Source organism: Pseudomonas putida, from assembly GCF_002906855.1.
Classification (GTDB): Bacteria; Pseudomonadota; Gammaproteobacteria; order Pseudomonadales; family Pseudomonadaceae; genus Aquipseudomonas; species Aquipseudomonas putida_N.
Genome location: NZ_MINI01000028.1, coordinates 416,373 through 438,828, shown reverse-complemented (window position 1 = coordinate 438,828; position 22,456 = coordinate 416,373). Strand labels below are relative to the sequence as shown.

General features: G+C 64.4%; 18 protein-coding genes. 10 read left to right on the top strand and 8 right to left on the bottom strand.

Translation table 11 applies throughout. The features are described from left to right. Positions 1–62 precede the first annotated feature (62 nt). Together BGP85_RS02360 and BGP85_RS02355 are read left to right on the top strand one after the other, a co-directional pair. A complete protein-coding gene (locus BGP85_RS02360) occupies positions 63–461 on the top strand; it encodes a MerR family transcriptional regulator (protein ID WP_060513138.1) in 399 nt (132 codons plus the stop codon). A gap of 13 nt (positions 462–474) precedes the next feature. Then, positions 475–1,374: a hydroxymethylglutaryl-CoA lyase gene (locus BGP85_RS02355; protein ID WP_103447865.1), complete on the top strand. Its 900-nt coding sequence runs from the start codon at positions 475–477 to the stop codon at positions 1,372–1,374. Between the two features lie 533 nt (positions 1,375–1,907). On the opposite strand, the gene BGP85_RS02350 is transcribed toward BGP85_RS02355, so the two are convergent. Then, positions 1,908–2,426, bottom strand: coding sequence for an MgtC/SapB family protein (locus BGP85_RS02350; protein WP_103447866.1), 519 nt, complete (start codon positions 2,424–2,426; stop codon positions 1,908–1,910). Positions 2,427–2,572: 146 nt separating this feature from the next. Between BGP85_RS02350 and BGP85_RS02345 the strand changes: the two genes are divergently transcribed. The 5 genes from BGP85_RS02345 to BGP85_RS02325 all read left to right on the top strand — a co-directional run bounded on the left by BGP85_RS02345 (position 2,573) and on the right by BGP85_RS02325 (position 9,555). Then, a complete protein-coding gene (locus tag BGP85_RS02345) occupies positions 2,573–2,812 on the top strand; it encodes a DUF3203 family protein (RefSeq protein WP_103447867.1) in 240 nt (79 codons plus the stop codon). A 122-nt stretch (positions 2,813–2,934) separates the two neighbouring features. Continuing rightward, positions 2,935–4,305, top strand: a complete 1,371-nt coding sequence (gene ccoG, locus BGP85_RS02340; RefSeq protein WP_103447868.1) for a cytochrome c oxidase accessory protein CcoG — start codon at positions 2,935–2,937, stop codon at positions 4,303–4,305. Between the two features lie 39 nt (positions 4,306–4,344). Continuing rightward, positions 4,345–5,754 carry a GntR family transcriptional regulator MpaR gene (gene mapR, locus BGP85_RS02335; protein WP_103447869.1) on the top strand — a complete coding sequence of 470 codons (1,410 nt, stop codon included), beginning with the start codon at positions 4,345–4,347 and terminating at the stop codon, positions 5,752–5,754. A gap of 57 nt (positions 5,755–5,811) precedes the next feature. Next, positions 5,812–7,431 carry a PAS domain-containing sensor histidine kinase gene (locus tag BGP85_RS02330; RefSeq protein ID WP_103447870.1) on the top strand — a complete coding sequence of 540 codons (1,620 nt, stop codon included), beginning with the start codon at positions 5,812–5,814 and terminating at the stop codon, positions 7,429–7,431. Between the two features lie 63 nt (positions 7,432–7,494). After that, on the top strand, positions 7,495–9,555 hold the full coding sequence (locus BGP85_RS02325) for a hybrid sensor histidine kinase/response regulator (RefSeq protein WP_103447871.1): 2,061 nt from the start codon (positions 7,495–7,497) through the stop codon (positions 9,553–9,555). A gap of 10 nt (positions 9,556–9,565) precedes the next feature. On the opposite strand, the gene BGP85_RS02320 is transcribed toward BGP85_RS02325, so the two are convergent. The 6 genes from BGP85_RS02320 to BGP85_RS02295 form a co-directional block, all read right to left on the bottom strand. Then, positions 9,566–10,312 carry an SDR family oxidoreductase gene (locus BGP85_RS02320; RefSeq protein ID WP_103447872.1) on the bottom strand — a complete coding sequence of 249 codons (747 nt, stop codon included), beginning with the start codon at positions 10,310–10,312 and terminating at the stop codon, positions 9,566–9,568. Between the two features lie 628 nt (positions 10,313–10,940). Beyond that, a complete protein-coding gene (locus BGP85_RS02315) occupies positions 10,941–12,476 on the bottom strand; it encodes a DHA2 family efflux MFS transporter permease subunit (protein ID WP_103447873.1) in 1,536 nt (511 codons plus the stop codon). Then, positions 12,473–13,666 carry an HlyD family secretion protein gene (locus BGP85_RS02310; RefSeq protein ID WP_103447874.1) on the bottom strand — a complete coding sequence of 398 codons (1,194 nt, stop codon included), beginning with the start codon at positions 13,664–13,666 and terminating at the stop codon, positions 12,473–12,475. Before BGP85_RS02310 ends, BGP85_RS02315 begins: the two co-directional genes overlap by 4 nt. Positions 13,667–13,696: 30 nt before the next feature. Continuing rightward, a complete protein-coding gene (locus BGP85_RS02305) occupies positions 13,697–14,170 on the bottom strand; it encodes a MarR family winged helix-turn-helix transcriptional regulator (RefSeq protein WP_103447875.1) in 474 nt (157 codons plus the stop codon). Positions 14,171–14,281: 111 nt separating this feature from the next. After that, positions 14,282–14,911 carry a response regulator transcription factor gene (locus tag BGP85_RS02300; RefSeq protein WP_103447876.1) on the bottom strand — a complete coding sequence of 210 codons (630 nt, stop codon included), beginning with the start codon at positions 14,909–14,911 and terminating at the stop codon, positions 14,282–14,284. A 12-nt stretch (positions 14,912–14,923) separates the two neighbouring features. Beyond that, complete coding sequence (locus tag BGP85_RS02295; RefSeq protein ID WP_103447877.1) at positions 14,924–16,330, bottom strand: sensor histidine kinase; 1,407 nt, start codon at positions 16,328–16,330, stop codon at positions 14,924–14,926. A gap of 194 nt (positions 16,331–16,524) precedes the next feature. Between BGP85_RS02295 and BGP85_RS02290 the strand changes: the two genes are divergently transcribed. From BGP85_RS02290 to BGP85_RS02280, 3 genes are all read left to right on the top strand, one after another. Beyond that, positions 16,525–18,147 (top strand): acyl-CoA synthetase, encoded by a 1,623-nt coding sequence (locus BGP85_RS02290; RefSeq protein ID WP_103447878.1) that lies wholly within the window; start codon positions 16,525–16,527, stop codon positions 18,145–18,147. An 18-nt stretch (positions 18,148–18,165) separates the two neighbouring features. Further along, positions 18,166–19,935, top strand: a complete 1,770-nt coding sequence (locus tag BGP85_RS02285) for an acyl-CoA dehydrogenase C-terminal domain-containing protein (RefSeq protein WP_103447879.1) — start codon at positions 18,166–18,168, stop codon at positions 19,933–19,935. Positions 19,936–20,095: 160 nt separating this feature from the next. Further along, entirely contained in the window at positions 20,096–21,103 is a 1,008-nt protein-coding gene (locus BGP85_RS02280; RefSeq protein WP_103447880.1) for a FecR family protein, read from the top strand. A 4-nt stretch (positions 21,104–21,107) separates the two neighbouring features. Here BGP85_RS02280 and BGP85_RS02275 read toward each other — a convergent pair whose 3' ends face one another. After that, positions 21,108–22,427 (bottom strand): Na+/H+ antiporter family protein, encoded by a 1,320-nt coding sequence (locus BGP85_RS02275; protein ID WP_103447881.1) that lies wholly within the window; start codon positions 22,425–22,427, stop codon positions 21,108–21,110. Between the last annotated feature and the right edge of the window lie 29 nt (positions 22,428–22,456).

The window sequence follows — 22,456 nt, the reverse complement described above, 5'->3', positions numbered from 1 at the left end:
CTGCTTGACGTATACGTCAACCTGCCTTCAGGATACTGGCATACCCCACGCCGAGCCCGAGCATGAGCAGCCAGACCTACAGCATCTCCGACCTCTCCCGCGAACTGGACATCACCACCCGCGCCATCCGCTTCTATGAGGAACAGGGCCTGCTGAGCCCCGAGCGGCGTGGGCTGGAACGCATCTATTCGGCCCGTGACAAAGTCAGCTTGAAGCTCATCCTGCGCGGCAAGCGCATCGGCTTCTCGCTGGCCGAATGCCGTGAGCTGATCGAGCTGTACGACCCCAGCAGCGGCAACCTCAAGCAGCTGCACAGCATGCTGGCGAAGATCGCCGAGCGGCGCGCCCAGCTGGAACAGCAGATGCTCGACATCCACCAGATGCAACTGGAACTGGACACTGCCCAGGAGCGCTGCGAACAGGCCCTGGCGGCCACCCTGAACAACAATGACAAACGCTGACAGGAACCCCACCATGCCCATGCCCGCAACAGTCCGCCTGGTCGAAGTAGGCCCCCGCGACGGCCTGCAGAATGAAGCCCAGCCCATCAGCGTCGCCGACAAGGTGCGCCTGGTCGACGACCTGACCGACGCCGGGCTGAGCTACATCGAGGTCGGCAGCTTCGTTTCGCCCAAGTGGGTGCCACAGATGGCCGGCTCCGCCGAGGTATTCGCCGGCATCCAGCAGCGCGACGGTGTTACCTATGCCGCGCTGGCCCCCAACCTGCGCGGTTTCGAGGACGCCCTGGCAGCCGGGGTGAAGGAAGTGGCAGTGTTTGCCGCCGCCTCCGAGGCCTTCTCCCAGCGCAACATCAACTGCTCGATCAGCGAAAGCCTGCAGCGCTTCGAGCCGATCATGGAGGCCGCGCACAGCCATGGCGTGCGGGTGCGCGGTTACGTGTCTTGTGTGCTGGGTTGCCCGTATGAAGGCAAGGTCAGTGCCGAGCAGGTAGCACCGGTGGCCAAAGCGCTGCACGAGATGGGCTGCTATGAAGTATCGCTGGGTGACACCATCGGCACCGGCACGGCCGGTGACACCCGTCGACTGTTCGAGGTGGTGTCGGCCGTGGTGCCCCGCGCGCAACTGGCCGGTCACTTCCACGACACCTATGGCCAAGCCCTGGCCAACGTGTATGCCAGCCTGCTCGAAGGCATCAGTGTGTTCGACAGCTCGGTCGCCGGGCTGGGTGGCTGCCCCTATGCCAAGGGCGCTACCGGCAACATCGCCACCGAAGATGTGCTGTACCTGCTGCAGGGGCTGGGTATCAAGACCGGTATCGACCTAGACCGGCTGATTGCCGCCGGGCAGCGCATCAGCGCCGTGCTGGGCCGGGCCAACGGTTCGCGGGTGGCACGTGCACGCAGCGCACAATGAGTTTCATGCAGGTGTCACATGAGTGTGGGTGAGTGTTACCGCCCCCACAGTTTTCAGCAAAAAATCGGGTAACAGGGAAACAAATCGACAGATTTTCAGGTTATCCGATTCTGCCAACTCGCACCAAGGCATTGATTTTAAATGATTTTCAAAAGTTGGCACGGCACCTGCTATATCTTTGGTACAACAACAAGAAAAACGCGATAACCAATAAAAACAACATGTAACGGCTCTGACATAACAAGAACAACACGGCAGAGGCGCAGCAAGCAGATTTTTTTGGAGTCGACAGGCTTTTCAGGGGTTCGCCCCGCGGACTGACACAGAACAATAAAACTACCTGAAGGTAGCGGCAGTCAGGCTCGGATCCACAGGATGAAAGCAGGTCAGCGCTCAAAAAAATACGTTTGCTCTTGACCCCGGATGGGGGTCGCACGCGACACCCAGGCTAGCCTACAAAAACAACAAAAGGCCGGCCTCAATAATAAAAAAAGAGCAAGCCACAACGCTTATGAGGGGAGCTTCGGCTCCCCTCAGTGCTTCCTGCCCTCCTCCTCTTTCTGCTTCTCCTCGTCCTGCCCCTCGATCTTCCCCACCAGCAGCGGCATCGTGCCCAATACCAACAGCGCCAGCACCGTGCTGATCAGCGCCGTGGCTTCTCGCCCCATGCCCGCAGCCGTACCGATTGCCGCCGTCATCCACAGCCCCGCAGCGGTGGTCAGGCCTTTGACGTGGCTGGTGTCCTGGCCGTTACCCTTTAGGATGGTGCCCGCACCGAGAAAGCCGATGCCGGCCACGATACCCTGGATCACCCGGCTCAAGGCCTGCTCATCGGCACCGGCCATGCTCGGTGCCAGCACGAACAACGCCGCGCCCAGCGATACCAGCATGTGCGTACGCACTCCGGCGGACTTGCCCCGGTGTTCGCGCTCGAAGCCCAGTACCGCGCCGAGCACGGCCGCCATCAATAGGCGCACGAGAATCCGCACGACCTCGCGCTCATCGGTGACATCGGCGAATTCGGCCTGGATGGTTTGCCAGATGAAGTCCATGGTCAGATACCGGGTTGGTTGGTTATTGCCTGTGCCTAAGAAAGTTGACCCTTGCACAGCCCGCAAAGTGCCCACCCGGCATCCCGATGCAGCAACCGCCCTGCGCCTGCGGTCACAACCTGTAACCGCCCCCGGAGGACCCGACCATGCCCATCGAGATCGAAGAAAGCAACCAACGCTGCACCCTGATTGGCGACAAGCTGCGCATCGAAGGCACAGGCCCGGAGATCGAAATCATCACCGACGAACAGCTACGCATGTCCGTGGCCATCCTCGCCGGCGAGCGCTTCCCGATCACCGAAGCCGAAGCCGACGCGCTGACGGTGGCAGGTGCGGTGGATAGCCGCAGGCACCTCAAGGCCAGCACGCCAGGCTCAGTGATCTAGGGTTGCGGACACATTTCGCGGCAATCTGATATGGTTTTTATCGCCTGACCTGAGCCTGTGCTGAAAACAGTTCGGGGGCCATAGTGCTCGTGCCTGATAGAGGCCGTGAGAGCACCGAAGCCATGACCGATAGAATCCATGCCATCCAGATTGCCCCCCAAGGCATCCACACCCGTAGCTTCAGCGGCCTGTACCGCACGCTGCGGATTGCCTTCGCCGGCGCACTGTTCGCGCTGTTCTTCGGCACCGCCTGGCTCGACTGGAACGGGCGCCAGGCCGTGCTGTGGGACTTGGCCGAAAGTAAGTTCCACATCTTCGGCGCCACCTTCTGGCCGCAGGACTTCATCCTGCTCTCGGCACTGCTGATCATCTGTGCCTTCGGCCTGTTCGCCATCACCGTCTACGCCGGCCGGGTGTGGTGCGGCTACAGCTGCCCGCAGAGCACCTGGACCTGGCTGTTCATGTGGTGCGAGAAGGTCACCGAAGGCGACCGTAACCAGCGCATCAAGCTTGCCGCCGCACCCTGGAGCCTGAACAAGCTGGCCCGGCGCACGCTCAAGCACAGCCTGTGGCTGGCCATCGGCGTGCTTACCGGGCTGACCTTTGTCGGCTACTTCACACCGATCCGCCCGCTGACCCATGAACTGTTCACCCTACAGCTGGGCGGCGTGGCACTGTTCTGGGTGCTGTTCTTCACCGCGGCCACCTATATCAACGCCGGATTGCTGCGCGAGGCGGTGTGCCTGCACATGTGCCCTTATGCGCGCTTCCAGAGCGTGATGTTCGACAAGGACACCCTGGCCGTGGCCTACGACCCGCGCCGTGGCGAATCCCGTGGCCCGCGCAAGAAAGGCAGCGACGCCCGCGCCCATGGCCTGGGCGATTGCATCGACTGCACCCTGTGCGTGCAGGTCTGCCCCACCGGCATCGATATCCGTGACGGCCTGCAGATGGCCTGCATCGGCTGCGCCGCCTGTATCGATGCCTGTGACAACGTCATGGACAAGATGGGTTACCCCCGCGGCCTGATTGGCTACAAGTCCGAACACAGCCTGCAAGGCGGCACCACCCACTGGCTGCGCCCGCGCCTGCTGGGCTACGTCGTTGCCCTGATGCTGATGATCGGCGCCCTGGTGATGGCCCTGCAGTTGCGCCCGATGGTGTCGCTGGACGTGATCAAGGACCGCAGCCTGTTCCGCGAGAACGCCCAGGGCCAGATCGAGAACATCTACCTGCTCAAGGTCATCAACAAGACCGCGCAGCCCCAGCGTTACCACCTGCGCCTGCTCGATGCCGAGGGCTTCGAACTGCACGGCACCACCGAGCTCAGCATCCCGGCCGGCGAAATGAGCCAGCTGCCGGTGTCGGTGGCGCTGCTGGCCGAGCGCGCGGCCAGCAGCTCACAGGAGCTGGCCTTCGAAATCCGCGACAGCGACCAGCCTGCCGTGCGCAGCGTGGCCCGCAGCCGCTTCGTGGCGCCACTGAACCGCTGATCCCTTACACTGCTTGTTCACCTTGCCTGCCGAGCCTCCATGAAACGCTACGAACGCTTCGCCGACGACATTGCCGAACTGATCCGCTCCGGGGTGCTCGGCCCAGGCCAGCGCGTGCCTTCGGTACGCTATGCCAGCCAGACCCACGGTGTCAGCCCATCCACGGTGTTCCAGGCCTACTACCTGCTTGAGCGCCGTGGGCTGATCCGCGCACGGCCGCGCTCGGGCTACTTCGTCAACGCCCACGCGCCGCGCCAGTTCAGCGAACCCCAGGCGCTGGAGCCACTGAGCGAATCGACCGAGGTGGACGTCAGCGGCCTGGTGTTCTCCATCCTCGATTCGATCAAGGACCCGAGCACCGTACCGTTCGGCTCGGCCTTCCCCAGCCCTGAACTGTTCCCGCTGCAACGCCTGTCGCGCTCGCTGGCCAGTGCCAGCCGGGCCATGGACCCACGCATGGTGGTCACCGACCTGTCGCCGGGCAACCCGCAACTGCGCCGGCAGATCGCCCTGCGCTACATGGTCGGTGGGCTGATGCTGCCGATGGAAGAGCTGCTGATAACCAATGGCGCGCTGGAAGCCCTGAACCTTTGCCTGCAGGCGGTTACCGAACCAGGCGACCTGGTGGCCATCGAAGCGCCGGCCTTCTATGCCTGCCTGCAGGTGCTGGAGCGGCTCAAGCTCAAGGCCGTGGAGATCCCGGTGCACCCGCGCGAAGGCATGGACCTGGCAGTGCTGGCGCAGACCCTGGACAAGCACCCGGTCAAGGCCGTGTGGTGCATGACCAACTTCCAGAACCCTGTGGGCGCGAGTATGCCCGAGGCGAAGAAACAGGCCCTGGTCGAGCTGCTGCGCCGCCACCAGGTGCCGTTGATCGAGGACGATGTCTACGCCGAGCTGTACTACTCGCAACAGGCCCCGAAACCGGCCAAGGCATTCGATACCCAAGGCCTGGTGATGCACTGTGGCTCGTTCGCCAAGAGCCTGGCACCGGGTTACCGCATCGGCTGGGTGGCCGCCGGGCGCTTTGCGCAGAAGATCGAGCGGCTGAAACTGATGACCTCGCTGTGTGCCTCGATGCCAGCCCAGGCGGCCATCGCCGACTACCTGCAGCACGGCGGCTACGACCGCCACCTGCGCAAGCTGCGCTACGCCCTGGAGGGTCAGCAGGCCAACATGCTGGCCGCCATCGCCCGCCATTTCCCGGCACAGACCCGCGTCAGCCAGCCTTCCGGCGGCTACTTCCTGTGGCTGGAACTGCCCGAACAGATGGACGCCCTGAAACTGTTCCACATGGCCCTGGCCCAAGGCATCAGCATCGCACCGGGGCCGATCTTTTCGCCGACCCGGCGCTTTGGCAACTGCATTCGGCTGAACTACGGCACACCGTGGAACGAGGCCGCCGAACGCGCCATGGAAACCTTGGGGCGCATCATCCGCTCGTTCTGAAGGAATGCCTGAAAAAGTGCGGCTATAGTTGGGCGACCCACACGCTGGATCGTCCCCATGCAGCCTGATGACTCGACGCCTTCCAAACAACAACTGCAGGATCGCATCGACCAAGCTCAGGCCAACAGCAAGCTGCTGGGCGAACTGGTCGACCACAGCCAGGCCAACGTGTTCGCGGCCGATTGCAACTTCCGCCTGCTGGCGATCAACCGCACCGCACAGGAAACCTTCAAACGCCTGCGCGGCTTCGTGCCGCAGGTGGGCGACTACATTCCCCAGTTCATCGCCAACCAGCCCGACATCGTCAAATGGCTGGAGCCGGTATGGCCACGCGTGCTGGCCGGCGAAGCGTTCACCGACACCATCGCCCTTGGCCCGCCCGACGCCCTGCGCCATTACGAAATCAGCTACAACACATTGCGCGACGCCCAACAGCGGATCCAGGGCGGTTACCTGTTCGCCTACGACATCAGCGAACGGGTCGCCGAGCAGGAGCGTGTGCGCAAGATCGAAGAGGCCCTGCGCCAATCGCAGAAGATGGAAGCGGTCGGCCAGTTGACAGGCGGTATCGCCCACGACTTCAACAACCTGCTCGGCGGTATTTTCGGTGCCCTGGAAATGGCCGAACAACGCCAGGCCGAACAGCGCTACCACGACACCAGCCGGTTGCTTGGTGTCGCCCGGCACAACGCCCAACGGGCTGCCGCACTGGTGCAGCGCCTGCTGGCCTTCTCGCGTCAACAGACGCTGGTGCCCCAGGCGGTGGACGTGCAGCAGCTGGTGGCCGGCATGGGCGAACTGATCGCCAGTTCGCTCGATGCGCGCATCACCTTCATCGACCAGACCCAGAGCGACCAGTGGCTGGTGCAGATCGATCCGCACCAACTGGAAAGCGCACTGCTCAACCTGTGCATCAATGCCCGCGACGCCATGCCGCTGGGGGGGACATTGCGTATCGCCAGCGAGAATGCCCAACTCGATGAGCTGCAGGCACGCGCGCTGGACATGACCGGTGGCGCCTATCTGCATCTCAGTGTCTGCGACAACGGCATCGGCATGCCGGCCGATGTGTTGCAAAGGGCATGTGAGCCCTTCTTCACCACCAAGCCACTGGGGCAGGGCTCAGGCCTTGGGCTATCGATCGTGTATGGCTTTGTGCGCCAGTCCGGTGGGCAGTTGCGCATCGCCAGCAAACCGGGGCAAGGGGCCTGCATCCACCTCTACTTGCCACGGGCCTCCTGCGACACTGCCGGGCACGCGTGCGCGCAACCGCAGACGCCAAGCCAACAGTCCCAGGCAGCGCCTCAGGTGGTCATGCTGGTGGAAGACCAGGACATCCTCCGGCTGCTGATCCGCGAGGTACTCGAGGACCAAGGGCACCTTGTGCATGCCTTCAGCGATGGCCGAGGCGCACTGGAAGCCCTGCAGGCAGGCTTGCACCCGGACCTGCTGATCACCGATATCGGCCTGCCGGGTGGCATCGATGGCTACCAGGTAGCAGCCGCCTGCCAGAAGCGCCCCGGCAGCGTCGCGGTGCTGTACATCACCGGCTATGCCAGCAACCGGGTCGACGTCAACCCTGGCAAGCACTGCGCCGTGTTGTACAAACCGTTCGAACTGGCAGCCCTTAACCAGCACGTCGCCCAGTTGCTGGAAAACCGCCGCTTGCCACTGTAGCCCGCTATGCGCTCGCCGCGTGGACAGGTAAAGTCTGCCCCTTCATTTCTGTCGGACGTCGCCATGCCCCACCGCGACCTGCTTGCCCTGCGTCAGGAAATCGAAACCCTGCGCCAGCGTAATGCGCAGCTGGAAGACCAGCTGCTGCAACACGCCGATCAGGACCAGAACATCTATCGATTTCTGTTCGACACCATGGACGAAGGCTTCTGCATCATCGAATTCTTCGACGGCCCCCATGGCCCGCTCAGCGATTACGTGCATATCCTGGCCAACGCCGCCTACGCCAAGCATGCCGGCATCCCCAACGTGGTCGGGCAGAAGCTGCGCGAGATGGTGCCCGACGAGGCGGACGACTGGGTCGCCCGCTACGGTGCGGTACTGCGCACTGGCGAGCCGCTGCAGTTCGAACAGGAGCTGGTCGCCACGGGCCATGTGCTGTCGGTGACCACCTTCCGCGTGGAGCCGGCGGAGCGCCGCCAGGTCGCAGTGCTGTTCAAAGACGTTACCGAGCGGCGCAAGGCCGAGCTGGCTCTGCAGCAGCTCAACGAAGAGCTTGAGCAGCGGGTCAGCGCAGCCTTGGCCGAGCGCCGCCTGTTTGCCGAGCTGGTCGACGATAGCGTAGTCAACGTGCATGTAGTCGACACGAACCTGCGCTGGCTCGCAGTCAACCGCCAGGCCAAGCATGACTTCCATGCTTTGTACGGCCGCACGCCCGAAGTCGGCGAGTACCTGCCAGCATTTGTTGACGGCCACCCAGCGGACCGTGAGCTGATAATGCCGATGTGGCAACGGGCGCTGGCAGGCGAACAGTTTATCGAGATCGGCGCTTTCGGACTTCGCCACTACGAACTGCGTTTCAACGCCTTGCGCGACCAGCACGAAAACGTGCAAGGCGCCTACCTGTTCGCCTATGACATCACCGAGCGGGTCCAGGAACAGCAACGCCTGGCCAAGGCCGAGCATGCGTTGCGCCAGGCGCAGAAGATGGAGGCAGTGGGCCAGCTCAGCGGCGGCATCGCCCACGACTTCAACAACCTGCTGGGTGGCATCATCAATGCCCAAGAGCTGATGCAACAGCGCCTCGGCCAGCAGCGTTATGCAGAGCTGGAGCCGCTGCTCGAACTGTCCAGCGGCTCCGCGCAACGGGCTTCATCGCTGGTGCACCGGTTGCTGGCCTTCTCCCGACAGCAGACCCTGCAACCGTGCTCAACCGAGATCTCGGCGCTGGTCAACGACATGGAAGAGCTGATACGCCGCAGTATCGGCCCGTCAATTACCTTGCGCAGCCGCTTCGCCGCCCGGCTGTGGCCAAGCTTCATCGACCCACCGCAACTGGAAAGCGCCCTGCTCAACCTGTGCATCAACGCGCGCGACGCCATGCCGGGCGGCGGCAGCATCGATATCCAGGGCGACAACATCACGCTCGACAACGAGCAGGCGCGCCCGCTCGAACTGGCCGCCGGGGACTATGTGCGCCTGAGCGTGGCCGACACCGGTTATGGCATGAGCGCCGCAGTGGCGGCCCGGGCCATCGACCCGTTCTTCTCCACCAAGCCCATGGGCCAGGGCACCGGCCTGGGGTTATCGATGACCTACGGTTTCGTGCGCCAGTCTGGCGGCCAGCTGCGCTTGCACTCCGCGCCAGGCGAGGGCACGCGGGTCGAGCTGTATCTGCCGCGCCACCACCAACAGCCTGTTGCGGCCCCCCGGCCGTCTGCGCGCAAGGCGCTGGCCGGCAGCTCGGGCGGGCAACGCATCGTGCTGGTGGAGGACCAGGCAGCGCTGCGCCTGGTGGTTGGTGAGGTGCTGGAAGAACTGGGCTATCAGGTCGAGGTCTTCGAGAATGGCACTGCCGCGCTGGCGCACCTGCAGCAGTGCGAGCAACCGGACCTGCTGCTGAGCGATATCGGCCTGCCCGACGGCCCCAATGGTCGCCAGGTGGCTGAACGTTGCCGGCAACTGTACCCGGACCTGAAAGTGCTGTTCATTACCGGCTACGACGAAAGTGCGGCGCTCAGCGACGGCCAGTTGCTGCAGGGTACCAGCGTGCTGACCAAGCCTTTCGAGCTGGAGGCACTGGCCGAACGGGTCCGTCAGCTGCTGGCGGATGAGCTGCCCTGAGGGGCAGCACTCAGCGCCCGCCGCCCAGGTCGATGAAGCTGCCGGTGGAGTACGAGGCCTTGTCCGACAGCAGCCAGAGGATCGCCTCGGCCACTTCTTCGGCACGGCCGCCGCGGCCCATGGGCAGGCCGGGTTCGAGCTTGCTCACCCGGTCGGGGTCACCGGACAGGGCATGGAAACCGGTATGGATGTAACCCGGTCGCACGCCGTTGACCCGCACGCCCTCGCCCGCCACTTCCTTGGCCAGGCCGATGGTGAAGGTATCCAGCGCACCTTTGGAGGCGGCGTAGTCGACGTACTCGTTGGGTGACCCCAGGCGCGCCGCGACCGAGGACACATTGACGATCGCCCCGCCCTGCCCGCCATGGCAGCGGGCCATGCGCAGCAGGGCGTGCTTGGCGCAGAGCATGGGGCCGACGACGTTGGTCTTCATCACCTTGAGCAGGCGAAACTCGGACATGGCCTCGACGCGGCTTTGCTGGCCGATGGTGCCAGCGTTGTTGACCAGTGCGGTCACCGGGCCGAGTTCCTGGTCGACGCGGTGGAACAGTTGGATCACCTCGTCTTCGACACTGGCGTCGGCACGCACGGTAATGGCTTCGGCGCCCAGCGCGCGGACCTGGGCGAGGATGCGCTCAGCGGCCTGGTCGTCGGCGTGGTAGTTGATGCAGATGCGGTAGCCCTCGCGGGCGGCCTGCAACGCGGTGGCGGCACCGATGCCACGGCTGGCACCGGTGATGACGATGACTTTCTCCATGGGACTGCCGATCGTTTGGGATGGGAGGCTCGACAATAGGGGAAAAGGCATGTCATTGGAATGACCCGCCTCAATCCACTCATGGTTACTTTTTGCCCCGTCAAAAAGTGACCCGCCGTAAGGGCGGAAAGGTGACTATGCGTCGCCATCACAAATGAATGCATTCGACTAAATCAAAACCATCGCGCTCGTGCTTTTGGCTTTTGGCTTTTGGCTTTTGGCTTTTGGCTTTTGGCTTTTGGCTTTTGGCTTTTGGCTTTTGGAAGTGGGCTTTCAAATCAGCTCAACATTCATTCGCCATGGTGGCGCTGAATCAGCTTTTCGCCTTTACGGCGACCTACTTTTTGACTGGGCAAAAAGTAGGCAAAACCCCCCGCTCCCATCATCCGGCCCCTACGCTGCGCTCCGGGGTCCCCTCACTCCGGCGCCCTCCGGGCCCGCGCGGCCTACGACTTGCTACGCAAGTCTACATCTCGCGCCTTCGGCTACGCCGAAGGGGTGCTACGCACCCTGGCCCTCCAGACGCCTGCGTTCGGCCTCCTGAAGTCGCAATTTGCGTCGCCTGAACTATCGCGCGCTTAAGAGCAAAAGCAAAAGCAAGAGCAAGAGCAAGAGCAGCGTTACTGCCTCAATGCCCCGCCGAAGCCGGCCCTGCCTTGGCGGTAAACGGCGGCTTGGCCAGCCACACCAGCAGAATCAACCCTGCAAACACCCAGGTCATCAAAGTGAAGTAATCCACCGTCGACATCATGTATGCCTGCGCATTCACGATCTGCTCAAGCTGCGCATAGTTCTGCGAACTCGCCCCACCCAGTTGCTCCAGTGTATGCCTCGTCGCCGGGTCGAACTGGCTGATGTGCTCGCTCAGATACGCATGATGCTGATCCGCCCGACGAATCCAGATCCAGGTCGTCAACGAAGCCGCAAAGCTCCCCCCCAACGTACGCAGGAAAGTCGCCAGCCCCGAACCATCGGCAATCTGATGCGGCGGCAGGTCCGACAGCAGTATGCTCAAGGTCGGCATGAAGAACAGCGCCACGCCAATCCCCATGAACAACTGCACCAGGGCGATGTGCTGGAAGTCCACCTCGCTGGTGAACCCGGCACGCATGAAGCAGCTGGTGCCAATCGCCAGGAACGCCAGCCCCGCCAGCACCCGCAAGTCGAAGCGGTGCGCGTACTTGCCCACGAACGGCGACATGATCACCGGCAGCAAGCCGATCGGCGCCACCGCCAGCCCCGCCCAGGTGGCGGTGTAGCCCATCTGCGTCTGCAGCCACTGCGGCAGGATCAGGTTGATGCCAAAGAACCCCGCATAACCGCCGACCAGCACGATGGTGCCGACCCGGAAGTTGCGGTGCACGAACAGCCGCAGGTTGACCACCGGGTGGCGGTCGGTGAGCTCCCAGATGATGAAGATCGCCAGGAACACCACCGAAATCAGCGTGCCGATGATGATGAACGACGACTCGAACCAGTCCAGGTCATTGCCCTTGTCCAGCACCACCTGCAGCGCACCGACGCCGACAATCAAAGTCAACAGGCCGATGTAGTCCATCGGCTGGCGGCTGGTGACCACTGGCCGCGTGCGCATCTGCTGGCGCACCACGGCAGCGGCGAACAGGCCGATCGGCACGTTGATGAAGAAGATCCACGGCCAGCTGTAGCTGTCGGTGATCCAGCCACCCAATATCGGCCCGGCAATCGGCGCCACCACCGTGACCATCGCCAGCAAGGCCAGGGCCATGCCCCTCTTCGCGGGTGGGTACACGGCAATCAGCAAGGTCTGGGTCATCGGGTACAACGGCCCGGCCACCACACCCTGCAAAACGCGGAAGCCCACCAGTTCCGGCATCGACTGGGCGACACCGCAGAGGAACGATGCCAGCACGAACAGCAGCGTGGCCCAGATGAACAGCTTTACCTCGCCAAAGCGCCGGCTCAGCCAACCAGTCAGCGGCAAGGCAATGGCATTGCTCACCGCGAACGAGGTGATCACCCAGGTGCCCTGCTCGTAGCTCACCCCCAGGTTGCCGGAAATGGTCGGCAGCGCCACGTTGGCGATGGTGGTGTCGAGCACCTGCATGAAAGTCGCCAGCGACAGGCCGATGGTGGTCAGCAGCAGACTCGGCGGCGTGAACTGGGCCGGGGCGTTGTTGCTCATCGCTGCGCCGTCTTGCCGGTGGCGCTGTTCTCGTGGATCAGCCGGGCGATCAGGTTATCGGCCTCGACCAGCTGGCGGTCGTACACCTGGGTGGTGTAGCTGGCCTGCTGCGGTGGCTGCTGGGCCAGGGTCGGGCCACTCTGGTCGTGCAGGTCGACCTCGACCACGGTGGACAGGCCGATGCGCAGCGGGTGGTCCTTGAGCTGGTCGGGGCTGAGGTGAATGCGTACGGGTACGCGCTGGACGATCTTGATCCAGTTGCCGGTGGCGTTCTGCGCCGGCAGCAGGGCGAAGGCGCTGCCGGTGCCGGCGCCAAGGCTGTCGACCGTACCGCTGTACTTGACCTCGCTGCCGTACAGGTCGGCGCTGACTTCCACCGGCTGGCCGATGCGCATGTCGCGCAGCTGGGTTTCCTTGAAGTTGGCGTCGATCCACACTTCGTTCAGCGGGATCACCGCCATGGTCGCGGTGCCCGGCTGCAGGCGCTGGCCTAGCTGCACGGTACGCTTGGCGACATAGCCGGTCACTGGCGCCACCAGGGTGGTGCGGGCGTTGTCGAGGTAGGCCTGGCGCAGGTCGGCAGCGGCCGCCATGACCTCGGGGTGCGAGGACACCACGGTATCGTCGACCAGCGCGGTGCTGGTGTTGAGTTGCTGGCGGGCGGCGTTGACGGCAGCCTGAGCCACGGTCAGGTCGTCACGGGCGTGGGAGATTTCTTCTGCGGCGATCGCGCCGCTGTCGGCCAGCACCTTGCGCCGGTTGTAGTTCTGCTGGGCCTTCTGCAGTTCGGCCTGGCGGGTTTCCAGCTGGGCCTTGAGCGAGTCGACGTTGCTGTACAGCCCGCGCACCTGGCGCACCGTGCGGGCCAGTTTGGCTTCGGCGGACTGCAGGGCCACCTCGCTGTCGGACGGGTCGAACTGCAACAGCACCTGGCCGGCATGCACCAGGTCGCCATCATCGGCGCCAATGCTGGTGACGGTGCCGGTCACCAGCGGGGTGATCTCCACCACGTTGCCATTGACGTAGGCGTCGTCGGTGCTTTCGTGCCAGCGCCCGACCAGGCTGTACCAGGCCCAGGTGCCGGCGCCGGCTAGCAGCACCAGCAACAGCAGGCCGAGCAGCCAGGCCTTGCGCTTGCCCGACGCTGGCGCGTCGGCGGAGGGAGTTGCGGTGTCTGTGGGAGTGGCCATGACAATACCTTGGAATATGCGTAACAGGGATCAACGATCGCCGAAGCGGCGGATCGTCAGAGGGTCACCGGCACCCAGCAGGACTTTGGCCAGCAACCCTTCGAGGGTCTTCAATTCGTCTGGCTGCAATACGCCGACCAATTCGTTCATCGCCGCCGCGCCGATCTCCGGCAGGCGGTCGGCCAGGCGCTGGCCATCGGCGGTCAGCCCCAGGCGCACCTGGCGGCGGTCATCGGCGCAGCGGTTGCGCAAGATCAGGCCCTTCTGCTCGAGGCGGTCGAGCATGCGGGTCATCGAACCGCTGTCCAGGCCCAGGTAGCGGCACAGTTCGGCCGGGGTATCCACCTGGTACTGGGTGACGATGATCAGCACCTTGAACTGTGCGGCGGTGACGCCCTCTGATTCGAGGTGCCAGTCGAGAATGCGGTCCTTGAGGATCGCCGCACGGCCCAGCAGCATGCCGATGGCGCAGGTCTGGAAGTTTTCCGGGGTGAAATGAGACATCGGGTCTGCTCAGGCAATTGTATAAAAATATTACTGCCTAGGCAGTGAATGTCAAAGCCTTGATTAGGGTGCTATGCAAATATTCATGAAACGGCCGTTGCCGGAGACGTTTCACAGGGCGCGCAAACCCAGCGCCTGCACGGCCCCGCAGGCAATCGCCATGCCCACCAGCTCGGCCAGGCTACCCGCCTCCAGGCGCTTCATCACCCGCCCTCGATAGAGGTCCACGGTCTTCACGCTGATACCCAGGCGCTCGGCAATCTCGCGGTTGTTCAAGCCCTGGGCCAGCGGCACGAACACGTCGCGCTCACGGGGCGTCAGGGCATCCACGCGTGCCTGCACTGCGGCCAGCACCAGGTCGTCCTGGCGCGCCTGCCCTGCCCGTTCCAGCGCGGCCTGCACACTGTCGAGCAGCAGCTGGTCGCTGTAGGGTTTTTCGATGAAGTCGCTCGCCCCGGCCTTGAACGCCCGCACCACGATCGGCACGTCGGCATGGCCGCTGACGAAGATCACCGGCATCTGCACGCCGCGCTCGCGCAGTGCCTGCTGCACCGCCATGCCGCCCAGCCCAGGCATGCGCACATCAAGCAGCACGCAGGCCGGCCCATCCTCCACACAAGCATCCAGGAACGCCTGGCCGCTGGCGAACGGCACGCCCTGCAGGCCGACCGATTCCAGCAACCACACCGTCGAATCACGCATGCCCTGGTCGTCATCGACTACATATACCTTCGCTTGCACCCTGCTCTCTCCTTATCCCCGGTTCACTGCCAGGCGGCAGCACAACACCAACCCGCCCGCCTCGCCCGCACGCGCCCAGAGGCTGCCGCCAAACCCTTCGATCAGGCTGCGGCTCATGCTCAGGCCCAAGCCCAGCCCATCGGCCTTGCTGGTACTGAACGGCGTAAAGATCTCATCCAGGCGCTCGGCAGCCACGCCAGGCCCCTGGTCGGCGACCTCGATCAGCACCCCATCCCCCTCGCGCACGGCGCCGAGCAGGATACGTGACGGCTGCACGCCATGCTGCTCGCGGTTGGCCTCGATGGCATTGCGCAGCAGGTTGAGCAACACTTGTTCGAGCAATACCTGGTCGGCGAACACCGCCGGCAATTGCCCGTTGAGGCGCAGCTCGACCACGACCTGATCACGTGCGGCTTCCCAGGCGCACAGGCGCATGGCTTCGGCCGCCACCTCGGCCACTTCCACCGCCTGCAGGCGCCGCGGCCCCTTGCGCAGGAACGCACGCAGGCGGCGAATCACCTCGGCTGCGTGGGTCGCCTGCTCGGTTATACGTTGCAGGCCCTGGCCGACCCGCTCACGCGCCTGCGGGTCGCGCTCCAGGCCTTGCAGGTAGCGTTGGCTGGCATTGGCATAGTTGACCACCGCCGCCAGCGGCTGATTCATCTCGTGGGCAATCCCCGACGCCAGTTCGCCCAGGGTGGCGAGCCGGGCGCTGTGGGCCAGGTTTTCCTGGGCCTCGATGCGCAAGGTGATGTCCCGCGACACGCTGACCACTTCCACCACGGCGCCCGTGTAGGTCTCGCGGATCGCGCGGCTGGCGATCTCGAACCAGCGATAGGCGCCGCTGGCATGGCGAACGCGGCAAGTCGTGGTGTGGTAACCGTCCTGGTCCAGGGCGGCGGCGGCCTGGCGTAGCACCTGGCGCCGCTCGCGCGGGTGCAGCAGGGCGCGCACCGGCATGCCACGCAGTTGCTCCGGCCACAGGCCGAGCAGGCGATAGGCAGCCGGCGAGGCATCGAGAAAACGGCCGTCCGGGCTGTGCCGGGAAATGAGGTCGGTGGTGTTCTCGATAATCAGCCGATACAGGCGCCGGGCGCGGCTGGCCTCACGTGCGCCCTGGCGCTCTTCGCTGGCATCGCGGCAGCGTGCCAGCACCCACTGGCCCTGGTCATCGGGGATGAAGGTCCACAGCAGGATGCGTTCGCCGACCTGTTTTTCCACATCGGCGATTGCCCTGTGCTGGCGCAGGCAGGCACGCACCAGCGCCGCAGCATTGCTCGGCAGCCAGTCGGCCAACGCGGTACCTGCGCCGATCAACCCCTGCAGGGCCGGGTTGCTTGCCAGGGCGCAGGCATCGGCGGCCAGCAGCACGCTGGGTTGTGGGTCCTTGGCGAGCAAGGGTGAAAAGGTCTGATCCACTGTCGCCGCTCGTTCTTATAGTAGTTTTACTATATTGCTATAGTTGATATTCCATCTAGGATAGCGGTTCGCGTAAAACTGCGACAGGGGCAAGCGGCCATCGGCGCGCTGCCCGCACCCTGATCAGAGCTAACAATCAGCCACCGGGGGGCCACACGCACAGGCTGCGTCTGCCTCCCCTACAGGATTACCGTATGTCGATCTTCGCCCAGGGCTTGATGCCCGCTGCCGTCAACCACGTCGCCCTCACCCCGCTGAGTTTCATCGAACGCACCGCCGCCGTGTACGGCGATTACCCGGCCGTGATCCACGGCGCCATTCGCCGCGACTGGCGCGAGACCTACCAGCGCTGCCGGCGCCTGGCCAGCGCCCTGGCCGGGCGTGGTATCGGCCGCGGCGACACGGTGGCGGTGATGCTGCCGAACATTCCGGCCATGCTCGAAGCACACTTCGGCGTACCGATGATCGGCGCCGTGCTCAACACCCTCAACGTGCGCCTGGACGCCGAAGCCATCGCCTTCATGCTGCAGCACGGCGAGGCCAAGGTGCTGATCACCGACCGCGAGTTCCACGGCGTGATTGCTGCTGCACTGGCCTTGCTCGAACACCCGCCGCTGGTGATCGACGTGGATGACCCCGAATACGGCGAAGGCCGTGCGGTCAGCGACCTCGACTATGAAGCCCTGCTGGCCGAAGGCGACCCGGACTTCGCCTGGGAGTGGCCCGAGGACGAATGGCAGGCAATCTCGCTGAACTACACCTCGGGCACCACCGGCAACCCCAAAGGCGTGGTCTATCACCACCGTGGCGCCTACCTGAATGCCATCGGCAACCAGATGACCTGGGCCATGGGCCACCGCCCGGTGTACCTGTGGACCTTGCCGATGTTCCACTGCAACGGCTGGTGCTACCCCTGGACCATCACCGCACTGGCCGGCACCCATGTGTTCCTGCGCCGGGTCGACCCGCAGAAGATCCTCACCCTGATCCGCGAGCACCGGGTCAGCCACCTGTGCGGTGCGCCCATCGTGCTCAACGCCCTGGTCAACATGCCGGAAGCTGCCAAAGCCGCCATCGAACACCCGGTACAGGCCATGGTCGCCGGCGCCGCACCGCCAGCCAAGGTCATCGGTGCAGTCGAGCAGATGGGCATCCGGGTCACCCACACCTATGGCCTGACCGAAGTCTACGGGCCGGTCACCGTCTGCGCCTGGCATGATGAATGGGACGAACTGCCGCTTGAAGAGCGGGCGCGGATCAAGTCGCGCCAGGGCGTGCGCTACCCCACCCTCGACGGCCTGATGGTCGCCGACCCGCAGACCCTGCAGCCGGTACCGCAAGACGGCAACACCCTGGGCGAGATCTTCATGCGCGGCAACACGGTGATGAAGGGCTACCTGAAAAACCCCGAAGCCACCGCCGAGGCCTTCCGCGGTGGCTGGTTCCACACCGGCGACCTGGCCGTGTGGCACGCCGATGGCTATGTCGAGATCAAGGACCGGCTCAAGGACATCATCATTTCCGGCGGCGAGAACATCTCGACCATCGAAGTCGAAGACACCCTGTACAAGCACCACGCCGTGCTGGAAGCCGCCGTGGTCGCCCGCGCCGACGACAAGTGGGGCGAAACGCCCTGCGCCTTCGTCGCCCTCAAGCCCGGCCACGAGCAGACCCGCGAGAGCGACATCATCAACTGGTGCCGCGAACACCTGGCCGGGTTCAAGGTGCCCAAGACCGTGGTCTTCGGCGAGCTGCCCAAGACCTCCACCGGCAAGATCCAGAAATACGTCCTGCGCGACCGCGCCAAGGACCTGTGAACCGTTATCGAGCCTGACATGACCGACTACACCGCTCCATTGCGCGACATGCGCTTCATCCTCCATGACGTGCTCCAGGGCCCTGCCCTGTGGGCGCGCATGCCCGCCCTGGCCGAGCGCGTCGACGGCGAAACCGCCGACGCCATTCTCGAAGAGGCCGCCAAGGTCACCAGCCAGCTGATCGCCCCGCTCAGCCGCAACGGCGACGAGCAAGGTGTGCACTTCGACGCCGGCAACGTCACCACCCCAGACGGTTTCCGCGACGCCTGGCGTACCTATCGCGAAGGCGGCTGGGTCGGCTTGGGCGGCAACCCCGAGTACGGCGGCATGGGCATGCCGAAAATGCTCGGCGTGCTGTTTGAAGAAATGCTCTACGCCGCCGACTGCAGCTTCAGCCTGTATTCGGCGCTGAGCGCCGGCAGCTGCCTGGCCATCGACGCCCATGCCAGTGAAGCACTCAAGGCCACCTACCTGCCGCCGCTATACGAAGGCCGCTGGGCCGGCACCATGTGCCTGACCGAGTCCCACGCCGGCACCGACCTGGGGCTGATCCGCAGCCGCGCCGAACCCCAAGCTGACGGCAGCTATCGCATCAGCGGCAGCAAGATTTTCATCACCGGTGGCGAACAGGACCTCACCGAGAACATCGTTCACTTGGTGCTGGCCAAGCTGCCGGACGCCCCGGCCGGAGCCAAGGGCATCTCGCTGTTCCTGGTGCCCAAGTATCGGGTCGAGGCCGACGGCAGCCTCGGCCCGCGCAACGCCGCTTACTGTGGTTCGATCGAACACAAGATGGGCATCAAGGCCTCGGCCACCTGCGTGATGAACTTCGATGGCGCCAGTGGTTACCTGGTCGGTGAGCCGAACAAGGGCCTGGCGGCGATGTTCACCATGATGAACTACGAGCGCCTGTCCATCGGCATCCAGGGCATCGGATGCGCCGAAGCGTCGTACCAGAGCGCCGCACGCTATGCCAACGAGCGCCTGCAAAGCCGAGCCGCCAGCGGCCCAAAGGCGTCAGAGAAAGCCGCCGACCCGATCATCGAACATGGCGATGTACGGCGCATGCTGCTGACCATGCGCGCCCTCACCGAAGGCGGCCGTGCCTTCGCCGCCTATGTCGGCCAGCAGCTCGACCTGGCGCGCTACGCCGAGGACGGTGGCGAGCGCGAGCATGCCCAGCGCCTGGTCGCGCTGCTGACCCCGGTGGCCAAGGCGTTCTTCACCGACAACGGTCTGGAAAGCTGCGTGCTCGGCCAGCAGGTGTACGGTGGCCATGGCTACATCCGCGAGTGGGGCCAGGAGCAGCGCGTGCGCGATGTGCGCATCGCGCAGATCTACGAAGGCACCAACGGCATCCAGGCCCTCGACCTGCTCGGGCGCAAGGTGCTAGCCGATGGCGGTCAGGCCTTGGCCTGTTTCGCGGCTGAAGTACGGGTCTTCAGCGCCGGGGCACCGCTGCACCGCGAGGCCTTGCAAGCCAGCCTGGCGCGCCTGGAAGCCACCAGCGAATGGCTGCAGGCACGGGCACGCGAGGACGCCAACCTGGTCAATGCCGTGGCCGTGGAATACCTGCACCTGTTCGGCCTGACCGCCTATGCTTACATGTGGGCGCGCATGGCGGCGGTGGCCCAGGCCAGGCACGCCGAAGACCCGGCCTTCCATGGCGCCAAGCTGGCCTGTGCGGCGTTCTTCTTCCAGCGCCTGCTGCCGCGCAGCCTGGCCCTGGATGCCAGCATCCGCGCCGGTAGCGCCAGCCTGTATGCGATGGCGGCCGAGCAATTCTGAGGCAGCAAGGGAGCGCTTCGTGCTTGCCGCGAAGCGTTCTCAAACGCTGGAAATCCCTTGCGCAACCGACGAAAAACACACATAACTGATAGTCATTCGCCATTACCTCGGTTCTCGGGAGCCCCTTCCAGGGGTAGAATGCGCAAAACCCGGAGCCATGATGAACCAAGACCGCCTCAATCCCAGCCCAGACGATGCCATCACCGATGCCGCCGCGCATTGGTGCATGCGCCTGCACGCCGACGATTGCACGCTGGTCGAACGTGAAGCCTTCGCCCGCTGGCTGGCAGCCGACCCGCGTCACGCAGAGGAATACCAGGCGATGCTGGAAATCTGGCAGACCGCCGATATGCTGCCACGCACCGCCACGGTCATCGACTTCGACCCGCCTGCGCGGCATGTGCGACGGGCACGCAACTGGCGGCCACTGGCATCGGCAGCCGCACTGGCCCTGCTGGTCTTGCCGCTGGCCGGCTGGGTGGGCTGGGAGCAAGGCTGGTTGCCCAACCACTACGAGCACTTCGAAGCGGGCAACCAGATGCAGACCGTGCAGTTGAGTGACGGCAGCACGGTCGAGCTCAACCTGCACACCGAACTGACCTACCTCAACTACAAGGACCAGCGTCAGGTTACGCTCAAGCGTGGCGAAGCCTTCTTCAAGGTGCAGCACGACAGCAGCCACCCGTTCATCGTCCGCGCCGGCCGCGGCCAGACCCGGGTCACCGGCACCCAGTTCAATGTCTGGAAGTATCAGGATCAGGTCAAGGTCACACTGGTGCAGGGTTCGGTGCTGGTCAGCAGCGACGGCGGTGCTGGTGGCTACCGCCTGGGCCCTGGCATGCAGGCCAGCTACCACACGGGTGATTTCGAACCGCAACTCGCCGAGAACGACGATTACGACAACAGCCTGGCCTGGCGCAACGGCAAGCTGGTGCTCGACAACCTGAGCCTGGAACAGGCCCTGCCAGTAATCAACCGCTACCTCGACGCTCCGCTGCTGCTGGCCGACCCCGGCACCGGGCGCATCCGTATCAGCGGCATCTACAACACCCGCGAGGTCGCCCGGCTGGTGGACAACCTGCCCAAGGTGCTGCCGATCTACCTGACCCGCAGCAAGGACGGCAGTACCGTCCTCAACAGCATCTCGCCACCGCCAAACAAGGGCTGACGCCTTACAGGGTCATTGCCGCCAGCCAGCCGAATGCCAGCAACGGCAGGTTGTAGTGGAGGAAGGTAGGAACCACGGTGTCCCAGATGTGGTGGTGCTGGCCATCCACGTTCAGCCCCGAGGTCGGGCCGAGGGTCGAATCCGACGCCGGCGAGCCAGCATCGCCCAAGGCACCTGCGGTACCGACAATGCACACCGTGGCCAGCGGGTCGAAGCCCAGCTGCACGCACAGCGGCACGAAGATCGCCGCCAGGATCGGCACCGTCGAGAACGAAGAACCGATGCCCATGGTCACCAGCAACCCCACCAGCAGCATCAGCAAGGCGCCAATGACTTTGCTGTGGTCGATCCACTGTGCCGAAGTCTCGACCAGGCTCTGCACTTCGCCGGTGGCTTTCATCACATCCGCAAAGCCGGACGCGGCAATCATGATGAAGCCGATCATGGCCATCATCTTCATGCCTTCGGTGAACAGGTCGTCGGTATCCTTCCAGCGCACGATGCCCGACAGCGAGAAGATCAGGAAACCGACCATGGCGCCGATGATCATCGAGTCCAGCCATAGCTGCACGATGAATGCCGCAGCGATTGCCAGCCCCGCCACCAGCAGGGTCAGCGGGTTGTACTGCACGTTGACCTGCTCGACCTGCTCGATGCGCGCCAGGTCGTAGTCGCGCTTCTTGCGGTAGCTGATGAACACCGCCAGCAGCAGGCCGGCGAACATGCCGGCAGCCGGGATGGCCATGGCGTGGGTGACGTTGACCCCGCTGACATCGACCCCGGCACGGGCGACGTTGGCCAGCAGGATCTCGTTGAGGAAGATGTTGCCAAAGCCAACCGGCAGGAACATGTACGGCGTGATCAGGCCGAAGGTGATCACGCAGGCGATCAGCCGGCGGTCGATGCGCAGGCGCGTCAGCACGTACAGCAGCGGCGGCACCAGCAGCGGGATGAAGGCGATGTGGATGGGCAGGATGTTCTGCGACGACACCGCCACCACCAGCATCAGGCCGATCAGTAGCCATTTGACCTTGCCACCGTTGGCATGGCCCTGGCGGTCGATCATGTTCAATGCGCGGTCGGCCAGGGCATGGGCCAGGCCCGACTTGGCGATGGCCACGGCGAAGGCGCCGAGCAAGGCGTAGGACATTGCCACCGTGGCACCGCCACCAAGGCCGCCGTTGAAGGCCTTGAGCGTGCCTTCGATTCCCAGCCCGCCGACCAGGCCACCGGCCAGTGCGCCGATGATCAGGGCGATGACCACATGCACGCGGGACAGGCTGAGAATGAGCATGATGCCGACGGCGGCGATCACTGCGTTCATGGTTTGGGGTTCCTCATGGTGGCAGACAA

Coding starts and splice junctions, on each gene's coding strand:
- BGP85_RS02360 (WP_060513138.1), top strand. CDS start 63: ATGAGCAGCCAGACCTACAGCATCTCCGACCTCTCCCGCGAACTGGAC.
- BGP85_RS02355 (WP_103447865.1), top strand. CDS start 475: ATGCCCATGCCCGCAACAGTCCGCCTGGTCGAAGTAGGCCCCCGCGAC.
- BGP85_RS02350 (WP_103447866.1), bottom strand. CDS start 2,426: ATGGACTTCATCTGGCAAACCATCCAGGCCGAATTCGCCGATGTCACC.
- BGP85_RS02345 (WP_103447867.1), top strand. CDS start 2,573: ATGCCCATCGAGATCGAAGAAAGCAACCAACGCTGCACCCTGATTGGC.
- ccoG (WP_103447868.1), top strand. CDS start 2,935: ATGACCGATAGAATCCATGCCATCCAGATTGCCCCCCAAGGCATCCAC.
- mapR (WP_103447869.1), top strand. CDS start 4,345: ATGAAACGCTACGAACGCTTCGCCGACGACATTGCCGAACTGATCCGC.
- BGP85_RS02330 (WP_103447870.1), top strand. CDS start 5,812: ATGCAGCCTGATGACTCGACGCCTTCCAAACAACAACTGCAGGATCGC.
- BGP85_RS02325 (WP_103447871.1), top strand. CDS start 7,495: ATGCCCCACCGCGACCTGCTTGCCCTGCGTCAGGAAATCGAAACCCTG.
- BGP85_RS02320 (WP_103447872.1), bottom strand. CDS start 10,312: ATGGAGAAAGTCATCGTCATCACCGGTGCCAGCCGTGGCATCGGTGCC.
- BGP85_RS02315 (WP_103447873.1), bottom strand. CDS start 12,476: ATGAGCAACAACGCCCCGGCCCAGTTCACGCCGCCGAGTCTGCTGCTG.
- BGP85_RS02310 (WP_103447874.1), bottom strand. CDS start 13,666: ATGGCCACTCCCACAGACACCGCAACTCCCTCCGCCGACGCGCCAGCG.
- BGP85_RS02305 (WP_103447875.1), bottom strand. CDS start 14,170: ATGTCTCATTTCACCCCGGAAAACTTCCAGACCTGCGCCATCGGCATG.
- BGP85_RS02290 (WP_103447878.1), top strand. CDS start 16,525: ATGTCGATCTTCGCCCAGGGCTTGATGCCCGCTGCCGTCAACCACGTC.
- BGP85_RS02285 (WP_103447879.1), top strand. CDS start 18,166: ATGACCGACTACACCGCTCCATTGCGCGACATGCGCTTCATCCTCCAT.
- BGP85_RS02280 (WP_103447880.1), top strand. CDS start 20,096: ATGAACCAAGACCGCCTCAATCCCAGCCCAGACGATGCCATCACCGAT.
- BGP85_RS02275 (WP_103447881.1), bottom strand. CDS start 22,427: ATGAACGCAGTGATCGCCGCCGTCGGCATCATGCTCATTCTCAGCCTG.